17 protein-coding genes and 3 pseudogenes are annotated in these 19,005 nt (G+C 72.0%); 12 read left to right on the forward strand and 8 right to left on the reverse strand.

What is annotated here, in order from left to right:
* Positions 1-10: 10 nt before the first annotated feature.
* Positions 11-550: pseudogene (locus tag ACZ3I3_RS18160) on the reverse strand (ATP-binding cassette domain-containing protein); the annotation flags it as partial.
* 498 nt (positions 551-1,048) lie between these two features.
* Positions 1,049-1,636 (reverse strand): annotated as a pseudogene (locus ACZ3I3_RS18165) (ATP-binding cassette domain-containing protein); the annotation flags it as partial.
* A gap of 295 nt (positions 1,637-1,931) precedes the next feature.
* On the opposite strand from ACZ3I3_RS18165, the gene ACZ3I3_RS18170 reads away from it, so the two are divergent.
* Entirely contained in the window at positions 1,932-2,600 is a 669-nt protein-coding gene (locus ACZ3I3_RS18170) for a GOLPH3/VPS74 family protein (protein ID WP_467366189.1), read from the forward strand.
* Between the two features lie 61 nt (positions 2,601-2,661).
* Positions 2,662-3,488, forward strand: a pseudogene (locus tag ACZ3I3_RS18175) (isocitrate lyase/PEP mutase family protein); the annotation flags it as partial.
* Positions 3,489-3,507: 19 nt separating this feature from the next.
* Here ACZ3I3_RS18175 and ssgD read toward each other — a convergent pair.
* Positions 3,508-3,924 (reverse strand): spore wall synthesis regulator SsgD, encoded by a 417-nt coding sequence (gene ssgD, locus ACZ3I3_RS18180; protein WP_467366191.1) that lies wholly within the window; start codon positions 3,922-3,924, stop codon positions 3,508-3,510.
* Positions 3,925-4,174: 250 nt separating this feature from the next.
* On the opposite strand from ssgD, the gene ACZ3I3_RS18185 reads away from it, so the two are divergent.
* The 3 genes from ACZ3I3_RS18185 to ACZ3I3_RS18195 all read left to right on the forward strand — a co-directional run bounded on the left by ACZ3I3_RS18185 (position 4,175) and on the right by ACZ3I3_RS18195 (position 6,477).
* The gene (locus tag ACZ3I3_RS18185; protein WP_467366193.1) at positions 4,175-5,287 is read left to right on the forward strand and encodes a WD40/YVTN/BNR-like repeat-containing protein; all 1,113 of its coding nucleotides are present in this window, start codon (positions 4,175-4,177) and stop codon (positions 5,285-5,287) included.
* Between the two features lie 70 nt (positions 5,288-5,357).
* Complete coding sequence (locus tag ACZ3I3_RS18190; protein WP_010042867.1) at positions 5,358-5,681, forward strand: hypothetical protein; 324 nt, start codon at positions 5,358-5,360, stop codon at positions 5,679-5,681.
* 103 nt (positions 5,682-5,784) lie between these two features.
* A complete protein-coding gene (locus tag ACZ3I3_RS18195; protein WP_467366195.1) occupies positions 5,785-6,477 on the forward strand; it encodes an endonuclease V in 693 nt (230 codons plus the stop codon).
* Here ACZ3I3_RS18195 and ACZ3I3_RS18200 read toward each other — a convergent pair.
* Positions 6,465-6,659 (reverse strand): hypothetical protein, encoded by a 195-nt coding sequence (locus tag ACZ3I3_RS18200; protein WP_020271765.1) that lies wholly within the window; start codon positions 6,657-6,659, stop codon positions 6,465-6,467. The genes ACZ3I3_RS18195 and ACZ3I3_RS18200 overlap by 13 nt on opposite strands.
* Before the next feature lie 180 nt (positions 6,660-6,839).
* On the opposite strand from ACZ3I3_RS18200, the gene mmpA reads away from it, so the two are divergent.
* Positions 6,840-6,986, forward strand: coding sequence for a morphogenic membrane protein MmpA (gene mmpA / locus ACZ3I3_RS18205; RefSeq protein WP_356922707.1), 147 nt, complete (start codon positions 6,840-6,842; stop codon positions 6,984-6,986).
* Between the two features lie 6 nt (positions 6,987-6,992).
* Here the strand turns inward: mmpA and ACZ3I3_RS18210 are convergent, their stop codons facing one another.
* A complete protein-coding gene (locus ACZ3I3_RS18210) occupies positions 6,993-8,171 on the reverse strand; it encodes a saccharopine dehydrogenase family protein (protein WP_467366199.1) in 1,179 nt (392 codons plus the stop codon).
* 91 nt (positions 8,172-8,262) lie between these two features.
* On the opposite strand from ACZ3I3_RS18210, the gene ACZ3I3_RS18215 reads away from it, so the two are divergent.
* The 4 genes from ACZ3I3_RS18215 to ACZ3I3_RS18230 all read left to right on the forward strand — a co-directional run bounded on the left by ACZ3I3_RS18215 (position 8,263) and on the right by ACZ3I3_RS18230 (position 13,339).
* A complete protein-coding gene (locus tag ACZ3I3_RS18215) occupies positions 8,263-8,643 on the forward strand; it encodes an MmcQ/YjbR family DNA-binding protein (protein ID WP_467366201.1) in 381 nt (126 codons plus the stop codon).
* A gap of 109 nt (positions 8,644-8,752) precedes the next feature.
* A complete protein-coding gene (locus ACZ3I3_RS18220) occupies positions 8,753-9,898 on the forward strand; it encodes a CaiB/BaiF CoA transferase family protein (RefSeq protein WP_467366203.1) in 1,146 nt (381 codons plus the stop codon).
* 11 nt (positions 9,899-9,909) lie between these two features.
* On the forward strand, positions 9,910-11,124 hold the full coding sequence (locus tag ACZ3I3_RS18225; RefSeq protein ID WP_467366205.1) for an acetyl-CoA C-acetyltransferase: 1,215 nt from the start codon (positions 9,910-9,912) through the stop codon (positions 11,122-11,124).
* 34 nt (positions 11,125-11,158) lie between these two features.
* Positions 11,159-13,339, forward strand: coding sequence for a 3-hydroxyacyl-CoA dehydrogenase NAD-binding domain-containing protein (locus ACZ3I3_RS18230; RefSeq protein WP_467366207.1), 2,181 nt, complete (start codon positions 11,159-11,161; stop codon positions 13,337-13,339).
* Here the strand turns inward: ACZ3I3_RS18230 and ACZ3I3_RS18235 are convergent.
* Complete coding sequence (locus ACZ3I3_RS18235; protein ID WP_467366209.1) at positions 13,331-14,041, reverse strand: MerR family transcriptional regulator; 711 nt, start codon at positions 14,039-14,041, stop codon at positions 13,331-13,333. The two genes, ACZ3I3_RS18230 and ACZ3I3_RS18235, sit on opposite strands and share 9 nt — an antisense overlap.
* A gap of 227 nt (positions 14,042-14,268) precedes the next feature.
* On the opposite strand from ACZ3I3_RS18235, the gene ACZ3I3_RS18240 reads away from it, so the two are divergent.
* Together ACZ3I3_RS18240 and ACZ3I3_RS18245 are read left to right on the forward strand one after the other, a co-directional pair.
* Positions 14,269-15,735 (forward strand): amino acid permease, encoded by a 1,467-nt coding sequence (locus ACZ3I3_RS18240; RefSeq protein ID WP_467366211.1) that lies wholly within the window; start codon positions 14,269-14,271, stop codon positions 15,733-15,735.
* Between the two features lie 42 nt (positions 15,736-15,777).
* Entirely contained in the window at positions 15,778-16,257 is a 480-nt protein-coding gene (locus ACZ3I3_RS18245; RefSeq protein WP_467366213.1) for a macro domain-containing protein, read from the forward strand.
* Positions 16,258-16,328: 71 nt separating this feature from the next.
* Here ACZ3I3_RS18245 and ACZ3I3_RS18250 read toward each other — a convergent pair whose 3' ends face one another.
* Both ACZ3I3_RS18250 and ACZ3I3_RS18255 read right to left on the reverse strand, forming a co-directional pair.
* The gene (locus ACZ3I3_RS18250) at positions 16,329-17,222 is read right to left on the reverse strand and encodes an arginase family protein (protein WP_467366215.1); all 894 of its coding nucleotides are present in this window, start codon (positions 17,220-17,222) and stop codon (positions 16,329-16,331) included.
* A gap of 80 nt (positions 17,223-17,302) precedes the next feature.
* Complete coding sequence (locus ACZ3I3_RS18255) at positions 17,303-18,817, reverse strand: M1 family metallopeptidase (RefSeq protein WP_467366217.1); 1,515 nt, start codon at positions 18,815-18,817, stop codon at positions 17,303-17,305.
* Positions 18,818-19,005 lie beyond the last annotated feature (188 nt).

Consider the following 19,005-nt stretch of genomic DNA (forward strand, 5'->3'; position numbering starts at 1 on the left):
GCCATCGACGCTAGGCGGGAAACCCGACAGCCTCTGGCGTGATTTCCTTCAGTTCTCCGTCCTCCATCAGCAGCCAGCGCGTGATGCCGATCGACTCCAGGAACGGCAGGTCGTGACTGGCCACGATCAGCGCCCCCTCGTAGGACTCCAGGGCCGTGGTCAGCTGCCGCACGCTCGCCATGTCGAGGTTGTTGGTCGGCTCGTCCAGCATGAGCAGCTGCGGCGCGGGCTCGGCCAGCATCAGCGCGGCCAGCGCCGCCCGGAAGCGTTCGCCGCCGGAGAGCGTCGCCGCCTTCTGGTCGGCCCGGGCACCCCGGAACAGGAAGCGGGCCAGCCGCGCCCGGACCCGGTTGTTGGTGGCGCCCGGCGCGAACCGGGCCACGTTCTCGGCGACGGTCAGCTCCCCGTCGAGGACGTCGAGCCGCTGCGGCAGGAACCGCAGCGGGACATGTGCCGTCACCTCGCCCGACTCCGGAGCCAGCTCCCCGCTGATCGTGCGCAGCAGCGTCGTCTTGCCCGAGCCGTTGCGCCCGATCAACGCGACCCGCTCGGGGCCGCGCAGGTCGAAACCGCCGTCCACACGGGCGCCGTACCGGAGCCGGAGATCCATGAGGGTCAGGACGTTACGGCCCGGCGGCACGGCCGTGTACGGCAGGTCGACACGGATCTCGTCGTCGTCCCGGACGGCGTCCACCGCCTCGTCCAGCCGCTCCCTGGCCTCGGCGAGCTTCTCCTCGTGCATGATCCGGTGCTTGCCCGCGGACTCCTGCGCCGCGCGCTTGCGCGCCCCCATGACGATCTTCGGCTCGCGCTTCTGGTCCCACATCTTCTGCCCGTACCGCTTGCGGCGGGCCAGCTTCATCTGGGCGTCGGCCAGTTCGCGCTTCTGCTTGCGGAAGTCGGACTCGGCGACGCGCACCATGCGCTCCGCCGCCTCCTGTTCGATGGCCAGGGCCTCCTCGTAGTCGGAGTAGTTGCCGCCGTACCAGGTGATATCCCCGGAGCGCAGGTCGGCGATCTGGTCGACGAGGTCCAGCAGTTCCCGGTCGTGGCTGACGACGACCATCACGCCCGGCCAGGACTCGACGGCCGCGTACAGCCGCCTGCGGGCGTACAGGTCGAGGTTGTTGGTCGGCTCGTCCAGCAGCAGGACGTCGGGCCGGCGCAGCAGCAGCGCGGCCAGCCGCAGCAGCACCGACTCGCCGCCCGACACCTCGCCGACGGTGCGGTCCAGCTCGACGTGTCCGAGGCCGAGTTCGCCGAGGGTGGCCAGGGCGCGCTCCTCCACGTCCCAGTCGTCGCCGACCGTCTCGAAGTGCGCCTCGGACACATCGCCCGCCTCGATGGCGTGCAGGGCTGCCCGCTTGCCGGCGATGCCGAGCGCCTCGTCGACGCGCAGGGTGGTGTCGAGCGTGACGTTCTGCGGGAGGTACCCGACCTCGCCGGCCACCCGGACGGCGCCGTCGGCCGGGGCGAGTTCACCGGCGATCAGCTTCAACAGGGTGGACTTTCCCGACCCGTTGACGCCGACCAGGCCGGTCCGGCCCGGGCCGAAGGCCACGTCGAGGCCTTCGAACACGGGGGTGCCGTCGGGCCAGGTGAAGGCGAGGGAGGTGACGGTGATGGAAGTAGGCATGCGGGCCTCTTTCGCGGTTGCTTGATGCGGTCAGGGGCAAACGCGTATCGAGACACCTGCGACCAGGGAGGAGGCTCCAAGGGCATGAGAAAAGCCCTGCACCGGAGGACGGCTCGAACGCCGAGGTCGCACGCAGCGCACACACCAGAGGCGGGTGACGCGGTGTCTCAGGACCTCAGACGAGCAACGTCCTTCTCCAATCGGCGGCAACAGGACGCTGAACAACGTACGAGGGGGCGCCGGACCTGTCAACGAATTAACGTGAGACCCGATCTTCCCTCCCCGAGGAGGCCCCGTGCCCGACGGCCCGCTCTCGCTGCCGGCCCGGCTCTGCCTGCTGGCCTGGGACCCCGCCCCGCCGGCGGGCACCGGCACCGCCCACCTGTCGGGCCCCGTGCGTGCCGGTGCCCTCGTCGAGCTGGCTCGGCACGGCCTGCTCGTCGACGAGGACGGCATCGCCACGCCGGCCGACCTGGACTCGGAAACGGGTGACGCGGTCCTCGACGGGCTGCTGGAACTCGTCCGCGAGTCGTGCCCGCACCCCTGGCGGACCTGGGTGACGCTGCACTCGCGGGTGACCTCCGACGCGGTGCGGGAGCAGCTGGCGGCCGAGGGGTTCCTGCGTGCGGAGAAGAAGCGGGTCCTCGGGGTGTTCCCGTCCGTGGAGTACGCGCTGGACCGCGTCGCCGCCGTGGAGGCCCTGCGGGAGGAGACGCGTCAGGTCCTCCGGGGGCCGCGGCCGGTCGCCCAGGTCTCCGAGCGGGACGCGGCGCTCGTGACGCTGGCCGCCTCGGCGGAGCTGCTCCCCGGCGAGGCCGGCGAGAACGTCGGCGCCCATGAGCCGCGCGTGCGGGAGCTGACGGAGCGTGCCGTGGCGTCGGTGCCCGGGCTCGGGGAGATCGTCCGCGAGATCCGTACGGCGCTCGCCGCGACGGCCCGGGCGACGACGACCGCTCCGCCCTGACCCACGTCCACGTCGGATTCCTGCCAGCCAAGGCCCAGCCGCCGCTGGTCGGGTGGCCCGCATGGCGAACCGGACCGACCGAGCCCCGGCCTTCCGCGCCCTGCACCTCCCCGGAACGCTGCTGGTCCTGCCCAACGCCTGGGACGCGGTGAGCGCCCTCCTCGTCGAGGACGCGGGCGCCGCCGCGGTGGCGACGACGAGCGCCGGGCTCGTCCGGGCGCTCGGCGCGCCGGACGGCGAGCGGGTGGACCGTGCCACGGCCCTCGCCGCCGTCGCCCGGATCGCCGAGACCGTGACCGTCCCGGTGACGGCGGACATCGAGAGCGGCTACGCCGAGGACACCGAGGGCCTCGCCGGCACCGTCCGCGCGGTCCTCGCCGCGGGAGCGGTGGGGGTGAACATCGAGGACGCGCTGCACGGCGCCGGAGCGGGCGGACCACTGCGGAGCGTGGGGGAGCAGGCCGAGCGGATCGCCGCGGTCCGTGAGGCGACTGACGCGGCGGGCGTGCCGCTGTTCGTCAACGCCCGGACCGACACCTTCCTCAGCGGAGCCGGGGGAGTGGACCTCACCCTGGAGCGGGCCGCCGCCTTCCGCGCCGCCGGCGCCGACGGGATCTTCGTCCCCGGGGCCGTCGACCCGGGGATCGTGAAGGAGCTGGTGAACGGCGTCGACGGGCCGCTGAACGTCATGGCCGACCCGGCGCACCGGCGGTCGCCGAACTGGCCGCCCTGGGCGTCGCCCGGGTCAGCGTGGGCCCGGGCATCGCCCAGGCCGCCCACGCCCTGGTCCGCCGGGCCGCGCGGGAGCTGCTGGACACCGGGACGTACCGGTCACTGGCCGCCGGTCTCGACTACGGCGAGGTCAACGCCCTGCTGGAGCGGGCACGTCAGCCCGGCACGCCTCGGCTCAGCACGCGTCCCGCATCAGCTCCGCCAGGTCGTGGTCCAGATCCAGCTGGAGGTGCTCCAGACCGACCGGCACCAGCTCGCTCGTGGCCTGGAGGAACCGGCGCACCTCGCCGGAACGGACGTGCACGACGGCCGTGCCCTCGGGGGCGTGGAACTCCAGCACCGTGCGGTCGTACCCGTACGGCCGCACCCGCACGTCGCCGTGGCCCTCGGCGTTCTTCAGGCCCGCGGCGAGCAGCTCGCGGGAGAAGGTCCAGCAGACCTCGACGCCCTCCAGCGTGGCCGGGGCGGGGAAGGTCATGCGGACGGCGAACGGATCGCGTCGGTCGTAGTGGAGCGTCGCGGGAATGCTCGGCATACGCGGCGCGGCGGCGACGAGGCGGGCCTCCACGGGCTGCTCGATGACGATGGACAACGCCTTGCTCCCTTGTGACGGCTGGACGGGACACTTCCGGGCGGATGAGGCCGGGCACTGGAAGAGACGACGGAATCAGCCAATCCGTGCACACGAAGTGCGAGTGACCTCTGTCACCGCGTTCATGCACCGGAGTGACGTGGCTCTCCTCCTGTTCCCCGCAGGGCACTTGTGGCGCCCACCGGAACGCCCCGGGATCCGGGCGAGGCCATCTGGACGGGGCCCGGGGGGTGGGCTAGCTTCGCCGGCCATGAGGCGCTTGGGGAGCACGCGACGGACGGGACGGACACGGAGCAGGGCGACCGGAGTGGCGGCGGGGGTGGCGGCACTGGTCGCGCTCGCCGCCCTGACGGCCGTACCGGCGCAGGCGCACGAGCCCCAGCGCCGGATGCCGCACTGGGAACTCAAGGACACCGGCGCCCCGGACGTACGGTTCCGTGGTCTGGCCGCCGTCAGCCGGAACACGGCCTGGCTCGCCGGGACCGGCGGCACCGTCCTGCGCACCAGCGACGGCGGCACCACCTGGCGGAACGTCTCGCCCTCGGGCGCGGCGGAGTTGCAGTTCCGGGACGTCGAGGCGTTCGACGCGCGCCGGGCCGTGGTCCTGGCCATCGGCGAAGGCGAGGCGTCCCGCGTGTACCGCACCGACGACGGCGGGGCGACCTGGACGGAGTCCTTCCGCAACACCGACCCGAAGGCCTTCTACGACTGCCTCACCTTCTTCGACCACCGCCACGGCCTCGCGATGAGCGACCCGGTGGACGGGAAGTTCCGCATCCTGTCGACCCGCGACGGCGGCCGCACCTGGACGGTGCTGCCGGACGAGGGCATGCCGCCCGCCCAGGAGGGCGAGGCCGGGTTCGCCGCGAGCGGCCAGTGCCTGGTCAGCTCCGGGCCGAAGGACGTCTGGCTCGCCACCGGCGGAGCCGCGCACGCGCGCGTGCTGCACTCCGCCGACCGGGGGCGGACCTGGACGGCCACCGACACACCCCTCCCGGCGGGCGACCCGGCCCGGGGCGTCTTCGCGCTGGCCTTCCGGGACCGCACCCACGGTCTCGCCGTCGGCGGCGACTTCACCCCCGGCCGGCCCTCACCGGACGCCGCCGCGCGCACCGGCGACGGCGGCCGCACCTGGCGCCCCGCCGCCGCGCCCCCGCCCGCCTATCGCTCCGGTGTCGCCTGGCTCCCGCACAGCCGCACCGCCGCCCTCGCCGTCGGCCCCACCGGCACCGACCTCACCAGGGACGGCGGCCGCACCTGGCGCACGGTCGACACCGGCTCCTACGACACCGTCGACTGCACGCCGGACCAAGGGTGCTGGGCGGCCGGCGAAAAGGGGCGGGTTGCCCGCCTGGAGCATTGAGCGCGCGGTATGCCCTGATTGTTGGCAGTGTGGGTACTCGTTCACTGAAGGTGAAAGGAAGTGAGCGGTCATGCCACGCGGTTCGAGCTCCAAGCGGGAGCGCCAGTACGAGCACATCAAGAAGAGCGCGCAGGACCGGGGCGAGAGCACCGGCCGCGCCAAGGAGATCGCCTCGCGGACGGTCAACAAGGAACGCGCCCGCTCCGGCGAGTCGAAGACGGCCAGCCGCACCTCGACGAAGGACATGTCGTCCGGCAAGCGCGGCGGTCAGCGGTCGGGCCAGGGCTCGCAGGGCCCCACCTACGACCAGCTGTACCAGGAGGCCAAGCGCCGCGGAGTCGAGGGCCGTTCCAACATGAACAAGAGCCAGCTCCAGCGCGCGCTGGGCAAGTAAGCGGGACGCCCCCGAGGCCGGCGGAACCGCGGAGTCCCGCCGGCCTCGTGCTGCCCACGGGCCCGGCAGCCGAAAGGATCAGCCCATTAGGCTCGGGGGCATCATGACGACCGTACGCATCCCAGAGGACTGGCCCGCCACCGAGGAACAGGCCCGCGCCGTCCAGGACGAACTGCGCGAGCGCGTGATCCTCGACGAACCGGGACCGCCGCCCGGGACGGGCCATGTGACGGGGGTCGACGTCGCCTACGACGACGAGCGTGATGTCGTCGCGGCGGCCGCGGTCGTCCTGGACGCGTCGAGCCTCGACGTCGTCGCCGAGGCCACGACGGTGGGCCGGGTCTCCTTCCCCTACGTGCCCGGACTGCTCGCCTTCCGCGAGATCCCCACGGTCCTCGCCGCCCTCGACGCCCTGCCGTGCCCGCCCGGCCTCGTCGTCTGCGACGGCTACGGCCTCGCCCACCCCCGCCGCTTCGGCCTCGCCAGCCACCTCGGCGTCCTGACCGGACTGCCCACGATCGGCGTCGCCAAGAACCCGTTCACCTTCGCCCACGACGACCCGGACACCCCGCGCGGCAGTACGTCCGCGCTGCTCGCCGGCTCCGAGGAGGTCGGCCGCGCCCTGCGCACGCGCGACGGCGTGAAGCCGGTCTTCGTCTCCGTCGGCCACCGCGTGACCCTGGCGAACGCCTGCGCCCACACCCTCGCGCTGACCCCCGAGTACCGCCTTCCGGAGACCACGCGCAGGGCGGACGCGCTCTGCCGGACGGCGCTGCGGGAGACCTATTCCGCCTGACCGGCCACGCTCCAGTGGCCCACCTCGCGGTACTCCGAGTCGTAGATGACCGACCCGTCCCCGGGCCGGAGCGCGTAGTGGCGCAGGTTGCCGCCCCAGTACCTGAGGATCCGGCCCAGCTCGCCCGCCGGGTCCTCGGCCAACGCCGCGTCGTCCATGCTGACTTCGAGAAGGAACTTCATGCCTTCAATGGTTTCATTGAACTCCTTGTTGGCACTTTTCGAGCTGTCGCCAGGAGCGGAAGGCGGAAAAGCCTCAAACCAGGGGGACGGGCCTGCCCGAGGCGGGGGCGGCGGATCTGAGTACCGGCTCTGAGTACGTGTACGGATGCCCGGCCCCGGTCCCGTCGGCAGGCTGGGGGCATGACAACGCACCGCGCCCCCAAGCCTGTTGCCGGCCCGACCCAGACCGTCGAGCGGGCCGTCACCATAGGGCTGATCCTCGCCGTGCTGGCGGGGCTCGCCTGGATCGCCGGGATGATCTACACCATCGCCGAGTGGCCGCTGTAAGGACCCTCAGCGGGTCGACGCGACGCGGAAGCGGATGCCGGCCGCGCGCAGCCGGCCGATCAGCGCGTCGCCCATCGCCACCGCCGTAGTGACCTGCCCGGCGGTCTGCGGAAGGTCGTCGAAGGCCATGCAGAGCGCCGACTCGGCCAGCATCTTCGCCGTCTCGTCGTAGCCGGGATCGCCGCCCGAGACCTCCGTGTACACCCGCCGGCCGCCGCCCTCGCCCACGAAGCGCAGGGAGAACCAGCTCTTCGCCCGCTTCTCGGGGCTCGGTCCGTCCCCGGGCCTGAGCCGGCCCGACAACCAGCGCCGCGCCGGCGCCACCTGGGCCGCCGCCACCAGCGCACCGACGGCCGCGACACCGCCCACCGCGACGGGCAGGTGCCGGACGGCCGCGTACTGCCGATAGCGGAAGTCGGGGCCGTACCGGTCGAGGGCCGAGGCCGACCGCCGCACGATCTGCGGGTCGATCGTCGGCATCGGCAGCGCCCACGCGCCGACCTCCTTGGCGAACCGGGGAGCACCCGCGGGCGCCGACGCCCGCCGGCCCACCAGCCGCGGCTCGTGCCGCCGCCGGTCCCGCGCGGCCGCGGCCATCTCCCGCTGCCGCGCGAACTGGTTGAGTGCGGAGGCGAAGGTCCCGCCCGAGAACGCCGCGTCGGCGGTCACGAAGCCCTCCACGGTCAGCGGCACGTCCTCCGGGAGCTGCTGCACGGTGAAGTACACGCCCAGGTCGTGCGGGATCGAGTCAAAACCGGCGGCGTGCACCAGCCGCGCCCCGGTCTCCCGCGCGCGGGCGTCGTGCTCGACGTACATCAGGTCCACGAACTCCGGCTCGCCGCAGAGGTCGAGGTAGTCGGTCCCGGTGTCCGCGCAGGCGGCGACGAGCTCCTCGCCGTACGTCACGTACGGGCCGACCGTCGTGGCCACCACGCGCGCCTGCTCCGCGAGGGCGCGCACCGAGGCCGGATCGGAGACGTCCGCCCGCAGCACTCCGACCTCCGCGCCGCCGGGCAGCCGCTCCCGCAGCCGCTCCAGCTTCTGAGCGCTGCGTCCCGCGATCGCCCACCGCAGCCCCTCGGGCGCGTGAGCCGCGAGGTACTCCGCGGTGAGCGCTCCGGCGAAACTCGTGGCTCCGAAGAGCACGATGTCGTACGGACGGTCCGTCCTGTTCAGCCTGCTCATGACACCCCTCGGTCGTGCAGCCCGTGCCGCTGTCGGTGGCCGAGGCTAGCGTGAGGAGAGCTGAGCGCGACGACGAGCCCGGAGGACGACGATGGCCGTGCCCAGGAATGCCCTGAAGAAGTGGGAGAAAGTGCGCGCGTTCGCGCTGGGGCTGCCGGGCGCCGCCGAGGAGTTCCCCTGGGGCGAGTCCGTCGCGAAGGTCAACAAGAAGGTGTTCGTCTTCCTCGGCGTCCAGGACGGCAGCTACCCCCTGGGTGTGACGGTGAAGCTCAAGGACGAGACGGCCCACGCGCACGCGCTGGCGTGCCCCGGAGCCGAGCCCGCCGGATACGGCCTGGGCAAGGCGGGCTGGGTGAGCATCCCCCTGGAGCGGCAGGGCGCCCCGGCAGCGGAGGTGCTCTGCGACTGGGTCGAGGAGAGCTACCGGGTGATCGCGCCCAAGCGGCTGATAGCGGAGCTGGACGGGAGCTGACGCGTCGGGCAGATTGCTAAGCGCTTGCTCGTTCGGCTCTTGTGCCGAGTGGAACGTGTTCTTAGCATCACTGGTGTTACATCACTTGTGTCACAGCACTGGGGGCTGGATGGCCACGGCAAGGACGCCAGAACAGGGCCCGCTCACCGGCGTGCGCGTCGTCGAGCTGGCCGGCATCGGGCCCGGCCCGTTCGCCGCCATGCTCCTGGCCGACCTCGGCGCCGACGTCGTGCGCGTGGACCGCCCCGGCGGCCCCGGCCTCGCGATCGACCCGGCGTACGACGTCACCAACCGCAACAAGCGCTCGGTGGTCGTGGACCTGAAGGCGCCGGACGGTCCGGACCAGGTGCTCGACCTCGCCGCCCGCGCCGACATCCTGGTCGAGGGCTACCGGCCCGGTGTCGCCGAGCGCCTCGGCGTCGGCCCCGAGGCCTGCCACGCCCGCAACCCGGCCCTCGTCTACGGGCGGATGACCGGCTGGGGCCAGGACGGCCCGCTCGCCGACCGCGCCGGGCACGACATCGCGTACATCGCCCCCACCGGCACGCTCGGCATGATCGGCCGCCCTGACGAGCCGCCGGCGGTCCCGGCCAACCTGCTCGGCGACTACGCGGGCGGCTCCCTCTACCTCGTCGTCGGCGTCCTCGCCGCCCTGCACCACGCGCGCGCGACCGGCACCGGCCAGGTCGTCGACGCCGCCATCGTCGACGGCGTCTCCCACCTCGGCACGATGATCCACGGCATGCTCGCCGCCGGCGGCTGGCAGGACCGCCGCGGCGCCAACCTCCTGGACGGCGGCTGCCCGTACTACGGGACGTACGAGACGGCCGACGGCCGGTACATGGCCGTCGGCGCCCTGGAGCCGCAGTTCTACGAGGAGTTCCTCGCCCGGCTCGGCGTCGAGGACCAGGCCGCCGCCCGCAAGGACGTCACCCGGTGGGGCGAACTGCGCGAACAGGTCACCGCCCGCTTCAAGAGCCGCACCCGGGACGAGTGGACGGCCGTCTTCGACGGCACCGACGCGTGCGTGGCGCCCGTGCTGTCGCTGCGCGAGGCCCCGCACCACCCGCACCTGGCCGCCCGCGGCACCTTCACCGACCACGGCGGCATCACCCAACCCGCCCCGGCCCCCCGCTTCTCCGCGACCCCGACCTCCGTCCGCACCGGCCCGGCCCGGCCGGGCGCCGACACGGCCGACGTCGCCCGGGACTGGGACGTCCCCGGGCTCCTACCGTCGTCCCGCAACCCTCAGTGAAAGGCCTCCTCGTGAGCACCGAAGCGTATGTGTACGACGCGATCCGCACCCCGCGCGGGCGCGGCAAGGCAGGCGGCGCCCTGCACGGCACCAAGCCCATCGACCTGGTCGTCGGACTCATCCACGAGATCCGCGCCCGCTTCCCGGACCTGGACCCGGCCGCCGTCGACGACATCGTGCTCGGCGTCGTCGGCCCGGTCGGCGACCAGGGCTCCGACATCGCCCGGATCGCCGCCATCGCCGCGGGGCTGCCCGACACGGTGGCCGGCGTGCAGGAGAACCGCTTCTGCGCCTCGGGTCTGGAGGCCGTCAACCTGGCCGCCGCCAAGGTCCGTTCGGGCTGGGAGGATCTCGTCCTCGCGGGCGGCGTCGAGTCGATGTCCCGGGTGCCGATGGCCTCCGACGGCGGCGCCTGGTTCAACGACCCGATGACCAACCTCCAGGTCAACTTCGTGCCGCAGGGCATCGGCGCCGACCTGATCGCCACCATCGAGGGCTTCTCCCGGCGCGACGTCGACGAGTACGCGGCCCTCTCGCAGGAGCGGGCGGCCACCGCCTGGAAGGAGGGGCGCTTCGACAAGTCCGTCGTCCCGGTGATGGACCGCAGCGGCCTCGTCGTCCTCGACCACGACGAGCACATGCGCCCCGGCACCACCGCCGACTCCCTCGCCAAGCTGAAGCCGTCCTTCGCGGACATCGGCGACCTCGGCGGCTTCGACGCGGTCGCGCTCCAGCAGTACCACTGGGTGGAGAAGATCGACCACGTCCACCACGCGGGCAACTCCTCCGGCATCGTCGACGGCGCCTCGCTCGTCGCGATCGGCTCCAGGGAGGTCGGCGAGCGCTACGGCCTCACGCCCCGCGCCCGGATCGTCTCCGCCGCCGTCTCCGGCTCCGAGCCCACCATCATGCTCACCGGCCCCGCCCCCGCCACCCGCAAGGCCCTGGCCAAGGCCGGACTCACCATCGACGACATCGACCTCGTCGAGATCAACGAGGCGTTCGCGGCGGTCGTGCTGCGCTACGCGCGGGACATGGGCCTGTCCCTGGACAAGGTCAACGTCAACGGCGGCGCCATCGCGCTCGGCCACCCCCTCGGCGCGACCGGCGCGATGATCCTCGGCACGCTCGTCGACGAACTCGAGCGCCAGGACAAGCGCTACGGCCTCGCCACGCTGTGCGTCGGCGGCGGCATGGGCGTCGCGACCATCGTCGAGCGCATCTGACCCCCTCCCGACGGATCACACGGAGCACCTCCACATGAGCACTGAATCCACCACCATCCGCTGGGAACAGGACCGCACCGGCCTCGTCACCCTGGTGATCGACGACCCGGACCAGTCCGCGAACACCATGAACCAGGCGTTCCGCGACTCGCTCGCCGTCGTCACCGACCGCCTGGAGGCCGAGAAGGACTCCATCCGGGGCGTCATCATCACCTCCGCGAAGAAGACCTTCTTCGCCGGCGGCGACCTGCGCGACCTGATCCGGGTCACACCGGAGACGGCCCAGGAGCTGTTCGACGGCGGCATGGCGATCAAGCGGAACCTGCGCCGCATCGAGACCCTCGGCAAGCCCGTCGTCGCCGCCCTCAACGGCGCTGCCCTCGGCGGCGGTTACGAGATCGCCCTGGCCTGCCACCACCGCATCGCCCTCGACGCGCCGGGCTCCAAGATCGGCTGCCCCGAGGTCACCCTCGGCCTGCTGCCCGGAGGCGGCGGCGTCGTCCGCACGGTCCGCCTCCTCGGCATCGCCGACGCGCTGCTGAAGGTCCTCCTCCAGGGCACGCAGTACAGCCCGCGCCGCGCCCTGGAGAACGGCCTCGTCGACGACGTGGCCGCCACCCAGGAGGAACTCCTCGAGAAGGCCCGCGCCTTCATCGACGCCCACCCCGAGTCGCAGCAGCCCTGGGACAAGCCGGGGTACAGGATCCCGGGCGGCACCCCGGCCAACCCCAAGTTCGCGGCGAACCTGCCCGCCTTCCCGGCCACCCTGCGCAAGCAGACGAACGGCGCCCCCTACCCGGCCCCGCGGGGCATCCTCGCCGCGGCCGTCGAGGGCTCCCAGGTCGACTTCGAGACCGCCCAGGTCATCGAGGCCCGCTACTTCGTGGAACTCGCGGCCGGGCAGACGTCGAAGAACATGATCCAGGCCTTCTTCTTCGACCTCCAGGCCGTCAACTCCGGTGCCAACCGCCCCAAGGGCGTCGAGCCCCGCCAGGTCCGCAAGGTCGCCGTCCTCGGCGCCGGGATGATGGGCGCCGGCATCGCCTACTCCTGCGCCCGCGCCGGTATCGACGTCGTCCTGAAGGACGTCTCCCTCGAGGCGGCCCTCAAGGGCAAGGGCTACTCCGAGAAGCTGTGCGCCAAGGCCGTCGCCAAGGGCCGTACGACCCAGGAGAAGGCCGACGCGCTGCTCGCCCGCATCACCCCCACCGCAGAGGTGCGGGACCTGGCCGGCTGCGACGCCGTCATCGAGGCCGTCTTCGAGGACACCTCCCTCAAGCACAAGGTGTTCCAGGAGATCCAGCACGTGGTCGCCCCGGACGCGCTGCTGTGCTCCAACACCTCCACGCTGCCCATCACCGCGCTCGCCGAGGGCGTGGAGCGCCAGGCCGACTTCATCGGACTGCACTTCTTCTCGCCGGTCGACAAGATGCCGCTCGTCGAGATCATCAAGGGCGAGCGCACGGGGCAGGAGGCCCTGGCGCGCGCCTTCGACCTGGTGCGGCAGATCAACAAGACGCCGATCGTCGTCAACGACTCGCGCGGCTTCTTCACCTCCCGCGTCATCGGGCACTTCATCAACGAGGGCGTCGCCATGGTCGGCGAGGGCATCGAACCCGCGTCGGTGGAGCAGGCGGCGGCCCAGGCGGGCTACCCGGCCAAGGTGCTGTCCCTGATGGACGAGCTGACGCTGACACTGCCCCGCAAGATCCGGGCCGAGACCAAGCGGGCCGTGGAGGAGGCGGGCGGCACCTGGACGGCCCACCCGGCCGAGGCCGTCATCGACCGCATGGTCGACGAGTTCGGCCGCACGGGCCGCAGCGGTGGCGCCGGCTTCTACGACTACGGGGACGACGGCAAGCGCACCGCACTCTGGCCGGGACTGCGCGAGCACTTCACCGAGCCCGGGTACCGGATCCCGTTCGAGGACATGCAGGAGCGCATGCTGTTCTCCGAGGCGCTGGACACCGTCCGGCTGCTGGAGGAGGGCGTGCTGACCTCCGTCGCCGACGCCAACATCGGCTCCATCTTCGGCATCGGCTTCCCGGGCTGGACCGGCGGCGTGCTCCAGTACATCAACGGCTACGAGGGCGGCCTGCCCGGATTCGTGGCACGCGCGCGTGAACTCGCCGAGCGTTACGGCGACCGGTTCACGCCGCCCGCGCTGCTGGTGGAGAAGGCGGAGAAGGGGGAGCGGTTCAGCGACTCAGCGTGACTCTTCCGAGGGCTCGGTGAGCCACTCGCCCAGCTCTTCCTTCAGCGACCGCTGAAAGGCGGTGAGGAGCGCCTGCACCACCAAGGGGTGCATATGCGCCGACAGGGACCGCACGTCCCGCGCGTCACGCTCGGCCACCTCACCGCGGAAGAGCCGGGAGAGTTCACGGGCCGCGGCGCGCGCGTGCTCGACGAGCACCGTGCGCGCCGCGAAGATCCCCTCCGGGGAGAGCGGCACGTCCAGCAGCCCGACGCCCAGCCGGAGCAGACCCAGATCGGCCTCGTACCCGCCGTCCGCGGGCCGGAGCACGCCCATCGCGACCAGCCGCTCGACGTCCTCGTCGCCGAGTGGCCGCCCGGCCCGCCGCTGAAGCTCCTCCCGCGTGACCGTCTCCACCGTGTCCGGCGCCCAGGAGGCCACCACCGCCCGGTGCACGGCGAGGTCGCGCGCGCTCAGGTCCGGCGGCAACCGGTGCAGATACCGCTCGATGCCCGCCAGCGTCATGCCCTGGTGCTGCAACTCCTCGATCAGCGCCAGCCGGGCCAGGTGCTCCCGCCCGTAGTGCCCCACGCGCCGGGGACCGAGCACCGGCGGCGGCAGCAGCCCCTTCGTGCCGTAGAAACGGACCGTGCGCACCGTGACACCGGCCCGGGCCGCCAGTTCGTCGATCGTGAGGGTCGGTTCCTCGGTGTCGGTCGTCATGTGCAGCAGTATCGCTGTCTCACCAGTGCTGTGAAACCTCCGGTGGTCGGCGGGACGGTGCCGGAGTGACCTGTGAGAAGTAACGCTCTGTGACGCAGGCCACCGCGTGAGCCGCGATCCCCGGGGGAAGGTGCCCTTGGTCTGCGTCTTGATCGAGGGCGCGGACCATACGTACGTACGGACACCTGAGCGAGACCCGCTCGGGCGCACCAGAGAGTGGTACCCCCGTGAGCAAGGACGCCGTGAACACGGCAGCGGCCACGCCGCGTACCGATGCGGCCCAGGTGCCCGCGGACGCGGGCGACGCCGGCTACAGCAAGGACCTCAAGGCCCGCCACGTCAACATGATCGCCATCGGCGGCGCCATCGGCACCGGCCTCTTCCTCGGCGCCGGCGGCCGCCTCCACGACGCGGGCCCGGCGCTGGCGATCGCCTACCTGGTCTGCGGCATCTTCGCCTTCTTCGTGGTCAGGGCCCTCGGCGAGCTCGTCCTCTACCGCCCCTCCTCGGGCTCCTTCGTGTCGTACGCGCGCGAGTTCCTCGGCGAGAAGGGCGCCTACGTCGCCGGCTGGATGTACTTCCTGAACTGGTCGACCACGGGCATCGCCGACATCACCGCGATCGCCCTCTACACGCACTACTGGAGCCTGTTCACCGACATCCCGCAGTGGGTGCTCGCACTGATCGCCCTCGCGGTGGTGCTGGCGGTGAACCTGATCTCGGTGAAGATCTTCGGCGAGATGGAGTTCTGGTTCGCGATCATCAAGGTCGCGACGCTCGTCGGCTTCATGCTCATCGGCATCTTCCTGCTCGCCACCCAGCACGAGGTGGGCGGCCAGACGCCCGGCCTGAGCGTCATCACCGACAACGGCGGTGTCTTCCCGCACGGCATGATGCCCGTCGTCCTCGTCATGCAGGGTGTGATCTTCGCGTACGCCGCGCTGGAGCTGGTCGGTGTCGCCGCGGGCGAGACCGCCGAGCCCGAGAAGGTCGTCCCGCGCGCGGTGAACTCGATCATGTGGCGGGTCGGGCTCTTCTACGTCGGCTCGGTCGTCCTGCTCGCTCTCCTGCTCCCCGGCTCGGTCTACTCGGCCGACCAGAGCCCCTTCGTCACGGTCCTGTCGAAGATCGGTGTCCCGGCGGCGGGCGACGTGATGAACCTGGTGGTCCTGACGGCGGCGATGTCCTCGCTGAACTCGGGCCTTTACTCCACGGGCCGCATCCTGCGCTCGATGGCGATGGCCGGCTCCGCGCCGAAGTTCACCGCCCGTATGAACCGCAGCCAGGTTCCCTACGGCGGCATCCTGCTGACCTGCGCGGTCTGTGTCCTCGGCGTCGGCCTGAACTTCCTCGTGCCGGCCCAGGCCTTCGAGATCGTGCTGAACGTCGCCTCGCTCGGCATCATCAGCACCTGGGTGATCATCATGATCTGCCACCTGGTCTTCGTCCGCCGCGCCAAGGAGGGCCTGCTCGACCGTCCCTCCTTCCGCCTCCCCGGCAGCCCGGTCACGGAGATCACCACGATCGCCTTCCTGCTGGCCTGCCTCGGCATGATGTGGAACGACCCCGAGGTCGGCCGCAAGACCCTCCTGCTCATCCCGGTGATCGCGGCCATGCTGGTCGCGGGCTGGTTCGGCATCCGCCGCCGGGTGTCGCAGACGGCGGACCAGGAGCTGTCGCAGTTCACGAAGTAGCGGGCCGGATCCACTGTCAGTGGCAAGGCCTACGGTGGCGTCATGTCGGGGATCACGTATGTCCGGGGTGACGCCACCGTTCCGTCGGTGAAGGGCGTCAAGATCATCGCCCATGTCTGCAACGACATAGGGGGCTGGGGCAAGGGCTTCGTCCTGGCGATATCGCGCCGCTGGCCCGAGCCGGAGGCGGCGTACCGGGCCTGGCACCGAGGCCGCGCGGGGAACGACTTCGGGCTGGGCGCCGCACAGTTCGTGCAGGTCGAGCGGCACGTGTGGGTGGCCAACATGATCGGCCAGCGCGGCACCAAGACCGGCAGCAAGGGCGTCCCCGTCCGCTACGAGGCGATCGACAGGGCACTGGAGGCCCTGGCCGCGAAGGCCGGTGAACTGGGCGCGACGGTCCACATGCCCCGCATCGGCTGCGGCCTCGCCGGCGGCAAGTGGTCCCGGGTCGAGCCGCTGATCGAGGAGCGGCTGATACGGCGGGGGATACCGGTGACGGTGTACGACCACGGCGACTGACCGGCCCTGGCCCCGGCCCTGGCCCTGGCCCCGGCCCTGGCCCCGGCCCAGGCTCCGGCCCTGGCCCCGGCTCAGCCCTGGCCGTCCCTGTCGAACGCCCGCACCAGACAGTCGCCGAGGCGCCGCGCGATCGCCCCGTCGGGATCCAGACGGGGGTTGAAGATCGCGACGGTGAGACCGAGGGCACCGCCGCCGGACAGGGCCGTGCGCAGGACGGTCTCCAGCTCCTGCCAGGTCAGCCCGTCCGGGAGCCGGTAGTCGACGGCGGGCATCACGGCGTCGTCCAGCACGTCGACGTCGAGGTGGATCCAGTACCCGGCGCCCGCGCCGTCGCCGGTCAGCAGCCCGACCGCGCGCCGGGCCGCCTCGCCCGCACCCAGGGCGCGCACGGTGTCCAGCTCCAGCGCGTGCAGCGCGGACGGCAGCGGCTGCATCCCGTACGCCGCCGACTCCTCCGCGTCCCGGAAGCCCAGCGCGACGACGTCCTCGTCCCGCACCAGCGGGCCCCGGCCCTCCAGGTCGGCCAGCACGCGCGGGCCGCGCCCGGTGGCGAGGGCGAGTTCCATGGACGCCACCTCACCGGCCGGTTCCGCCGACGGCTGGTAGAAGTCGGTGTGCCCGTCGAGGAACAGCAGACCGTGCCGGCCCCGGCGGCGCAGCGCGAGCAGATTGCCGAGCAGCACGCTGCAATCGCCGCCCAGCACGAGGGGGAAGCGGCCGTCGCCGAGGACAGCGCCGACGGTGTCGGCGAGCGCGGTGGAGTACGCGGCGATGCCGCCGGGGTTCAGGACGCCGGTGTCCGGGTCGCGCTGCGGGTTGTACGGGGGTGGCTGGACGCGCCCCGCACGCACCGCGCCCAGCGCTTCGGCGAGCCCGGCGCCTAGGAGTGCGTCCGGCAGTTCCTCGACTCCGGTCGGGCGCAGCCCCAGTACGGACGGTGCCTCGACGATCGCCACGTTCCGCACGGCCGGCTCCTTCGTCAGCAGTCTCCACCGTAGACCGAGGGACGGCGTTCAGCAGGCCGGGCGCCTGCGACTGCCCGCAGCTAGGACCCGTGCTCCGCACCCGCGTGCTCGTGCACCCCGTTCGTCGCCGCGATCTTCTTCCACGACCTCGGCTGCGGCACAGCGTCCGCCCCCTTCGCCACCGCCGCGGCCCGAGCCGCCGGCGCCCCCGGCTTCGACGGCTGGTACAGCCACGTGTCGAACAGGGCGGACAGCGGCTTGCCCGACACCTCCTCGGCGTACCGCTGGAAATCGGCGACCGACGCGTTGCCGTGGGCGTACTTCTGCGGCCAGCCCTCGAGGATCGCGAAGAACGCCTCGTCGCCGATCTCGTTGCGCAGTGCCTGGACGGCCAGCGCACCCCGGTCGTACACCGCGATGTCGAACTGGTTCTCGGGGCCGGGGTCCCCGGGCTTCACCGTCCAGAACGGGTCGTCGGCGGGATGCGAGGCGTACACGTAGTCGGCGAGTTCCTGCGCCGTGCCCTCGCCCTCGTGCTCGGACCACAGCCACTGCGCGTACCGCGCGAAGCCCTCGTTGATCCAGATGTCCTTCCAGTGCTTGAGCGACACGTCGTCGCCGTACCACTGGTGCGCCAGCTCGTGGACGACGAGCGAGACGTTCGACCCGTTGGCGAACTGCCGCGGGCTGTAGTACGGCCGGGTCTGGGTCTCCAGCGCGTACCCGGTGGTGGTGTTCGGCACGTACCCGCCGAGCGCGTTGTAGGGGTACGGCCCGAAGTAACCCGTCAGCCAGTCGGCGATCTCCCCGGTGCGTTCGAGGCTCGCCCGCGCCGCGCCGGCGTGGCCGCCCAGGTCCTCGCTGTAGGCGTTGAGGACCGGGATGCCGCTCTCGGTCGTGCCGGTCGTGATGTCGAACTTCCCGACCGCGAGCGTGGCGAGGTACGTGGCCTGCGGCTTGTCGGAGCGCCAGTTCCAGCGGGTCCAGCCGAGCCGCGAACTCGTCGACTGGAGCGTGCCGTTGGAGATCGCCTGCGTGCCGTCCGGGACCAGCACGGACACGTCGTAGGTGGCCTTGTCGAGCGGGTGGTCGTTGCTCGGGAACCACCAGGCCGCCGCTTCGGGCTCGTTCGCCGCGACGCCGCCGTCCGGGGTGCGGTGCCAGCTCGTGAAGCCGTACGCCTTCTTCGACGACGGCACGCCGCGGTAGCGCACGACGACCGTGACGGGCGTGCCCTTGGTCAGCGGGGTCTTCGGCGTGATCTCCAGCTCGTGTTCGCCCGACGTCCGGAACGACGCCTTCGCACCGTTGACGCGCACCTCGCCGACGTCCAGCAGGAAGTCCAGGTTGAAGCTGGACAGGTCCTGCGTGGTGCGGGCCACGAGGGTCGCCGTGCCCTCGAGCTCGTCCGTGGCCGGCTGGTATTTCAGCCTCAGGTCGTAGTGGGAGACGTCGTATCCGCCGTTGCCGTAGGCCGGGTAATAGGGGTCACCGATACCCGGCGCGCCGGGGGAGTGGGGCGCGGCCGATGCCGGGATCGCCAGCAGGAGAACGGCCGTGGCGAGGGCTCCCGGCGCGATGATTCTGCGGTGCACGCGAAACTCCAAGTCGTAGGGTCCCGAGGGCTGTCCGGAGCCTATTGACTCCCTGTCTCTCTGATCATGTCCATGGCCCCTGCTGTCACACGATCGCCATTCGGCCGACATGAGACACCGGACCCAGGGGGCCGTCCGGACACGCCGGTCCGTCAGCTGCCCTCTTCTGAACAGGAGTTCACCGATGT

Source organism: Streptomyces sp. NPDC016851, assembly GCF_055562795.1.